Origin of the sequence: Campylobacter concisus, assembly GCF_003048445.1 — a bacterium.
Classification (GTDB): domain Bacteria; phylum Campylobacterota; class Campylobacteria; order Campylobacterales; family Campylobacteraceae; genus Campylobacter_A; species Campylobacter_A concisus_BF.
This window is the reverse complement of sequence record NZ_PIQW01000032.1, coordinates 1-2,056: the sequence shown is the minus strand read 5'-3', so window position 1 is coordinate 2,056 and position 2,056 is coordinate 1. Positions and strand designations below refer to the sequence as shown.

3 protein-coding genes are annotated in these 2,056 nt (G+C 30.9%); all 3 read right to left on the bottom strand.

What is annotated here, in order from left to right; translation table 11 throughout:
• Nucleotides 1–251: 251 nt before the first annotated feature.
• Nucleotides 252–719, bottom strand: a complete 468-nt coding sequence (locus CVT14_RS10545; RefSeq protein WP_107850311.1) for a hypothetical protein — start codon at nt 717–719, stop codon at nt 252–254.
• Between the two features lie 17 nt (nt 720–736).
• The gene (locus tag CVT14_RS10540) at nt 737–1,201 is read right to left on the bottom strand and encodes a hypothetical protein (RefSeq protein WP_107850310.1); all 465 of its coding nucleotides are present in this window, start codon (nt 1,199–1,201) and stop codon (nt 737–739) included.
• Nucleotides 1,198–2,056, bottom strand: an 859-nt coding sequence (locus tag CVT14_RS10535; RefSeq protein WP_320205059.1) for a M23 family metallopeptidase, incomplete at its 5' end; no start/stop codon positions are given. The genes CVT14_RS10540 and CVT14_RS10535, both read right to left, overlap by 4 nt.

Below are 2,056 nucleotides of genomic sequence, written 5' to 3'. Positions count from 1 at the left end.
TGATCTCTCTTCGTCTTTTTGCATAAATTCTAAGTGTGTGACGTCCTCTTTGTGCTCTTTGCCGTTTTTGTGTTTTGTTTGACTATTAATTATTATAGTCCTCATCTTTTTTATAAACTTTGGTAAAAATCATTACTAAATTTATTGATAGCATTTTCAGAGCTTAAAGGCTCAAAAGCGCTTAAATTTAAACTATCAATTAGGGCTAGTAATATAATTTTAAATTTCATTTATATCCTTATATAAATTTATTAGTCAGGTAAATTCCAAGACATAAAATGATATGCATTTACTTTGTCGTCTTTTTCTTCAAATAACCATAATTCACAGCTGTCGTCAGGATTACGCTCACTTTTAGGGGAAAATAACTGAACCAAAAGAGTATTTTTATTTATCCATTTAAAATCAAAATCATAAGTTAGCTTATCTGTGTTGTAAGCTGTATATCTTACATTTTTCATTCGCTCTATATCTTTTAACTCTGGCTTTGGTGGGAAAAAGAAACCAAAAATATAGTCTTTCCATATATCCAATATAGTATTTCCGTAGTAAGGAACCATACTCTCATTCCAAATTTTCTTCGCAAGCTTTTTACAATCTTTATTTAAAAACTTCTTAGGTACCGCCTTTCTTTCCCAGTCGTCATCATAGTTTTCTGTTGTAAATGAGGTACTTATTGCTAAAAATAAAATTAAGACTATTTTAAAGATTATTTTCATAAATATATCGCCTATGATTAGTCAGGTAAATTTTTAGACGTAAAACTATATACATCTACACTACCATCATATTCTTCATATAGCCATAATTCACAGCTTGATTTAGAATATTTATCAGCATGAAAATGTAGTTGTACCAAAAGACTTTTGTTGTTTAGCCACTTAAAATCAAAGTCGTAACAAAAATTTTTATTACACTCTTTGTATTTAAGATTTTTTAGATGTCCTATGTCTTTGATTGTTAGGTCGTGATCGCCATATAAATTTAAAATTGGCTTTTCGTACATATTTAATATAGTAGTTTGACGATAAGAAACCTTGCCTTCATTCCAAATGTCTTTTGATATTGTTTTGCAACCTTGACTCAAAAACTTTTTAGGTATCGTCTTTCTTTCCCAGTCGTCATCATAATCATCTGTTGCAAATAATAAATTTATAGCTACAAGTAAAGCTAAGACTATTTTAAAAAATACAGTTTTCATATTGTTTCTCCAAACGTGTTTTTATATCCCTCTTTTAGTATCTCTAAAGGATCTGCTAGGTCTTTACGTCTTTTAAATTTATTATTTGGATCATTTTTGACAGTAAAGGCATCTTTTGTGTTGGCTCCATTTGTAAAGTACTCAAAGTGAAGCATGGTGACTACCTTTTTATCAACTATGTTTGGGTGATCGCCGTTATTGATCATAAGCCCAGCGTATCCTATAACCTGACCTTTTCTCACCTTATCACCTACTTTTACTTTTACTCTTGAAGGATCGACCTCTCCATATCTAATTATGAAGCTACCAAATTCTACCGTGTCGTATTGTATCGTTATGTGATCAGTTTTATAGTAAAAAGGACCAGTCTGTATTACTTCACCATCAGCTATAGATACTATCTCCACATTTGATTTAAAAGTTTTTATGTTTATATTCTTTTTAAAAGGCATATCTGTATATAGATCTCTTGCAGCATGTTTTCTACCGCCAAGTCTATCCCAATTAAATATAGCCTGACTCTCTCCTGTATCGCCCAACATAAGCGTCCAATCAAATTCCATACCTTTATCATTTAAAGGCTTGATTTTTAGTGGAAAGACTATCTCATTTCCTATCTCTATCTTGACTAAGACTTCCCTATCCCCATCCACCCACATACCTTTATCTACTCTTGTTATACTCTTTGATTCATTAAAAGAGTTTATAAAGCTATTCATATTATCTTTGCTTAGTAGGTTGATACCATACTTGGTATCTTGGTTTATGCTTGTTTGAGCTGTTTGGTTTGTGTTGCTTGGATTTTGATTGTTTGCGGAATTTGCTTCATCTATATAAATTTGATATCTCTTATTT

What these genes read in the sequence shown, in the direction of transcription:
- CVT14_RS10545 (WP_107850311.1), bottom strand. Translation starts at nt 719, where the DNA reads ATGAAAATAATCTTTAAAATAGTCTTAATTTTATTTTTAGCAATAAGT.
- CVT14_RS10540 (WP_107850310.1), bottom strand. Translation starts at nt 1,201, where the DNA reads ATGAAAACTGTATTTTTTAAAATAGTCTTAGCTTTACTTGTAGCTATA.